At 56.8% G+C, this 206-nt stretch carries 1 pseudogene; it reads right to left on the bottom strand.

Annotated features, from left to right (window positions below):
- Nucleotides 1-206, bottom strand: a pseudogene (locus AAEZ09_RS29330) (electron transfer flavoprotein subunit beta/FixA family protein); the annotation flags it as partial.

Raw genomic sequence — 206 nt, 5'->3', positions numbered from 1 at the left:
AGTTTCTCGACCAGTTCAGCCACCGACTTGACCTTGATACCCGCGCTGCGTGCAGCAGGCGCTTCGACTTTCACGGTCTTGTTGGTGGAGGCGGTGGAAACGCCCAAAGCATCCGGAGTCAGCACTTCAAGAGGCTTCTTCTTGGCTTTCATGATGTTTGGCAGGGACGCATAACGCGGCTCGTTCAAACGCAGGTCGGTGGTGAC

The organism is Pseudomonas sp. 65/3-MNA-CIBAN-0223 (assembly GCF_040310425.1).
GTDB classification, from domain to species: Bacteria; Pseudomonadota; Gammaproteobacteria; order Pseudomonadales; family Pseudomonadaceae; genus Aquipseudomonas; species Aquipseudomonas gregormendelii.
The sequence above is the reverse complement of the archived record's forward strand: the minus strand, read 5'-3'. Positions and strand labels throughout refer to the sequence as shown.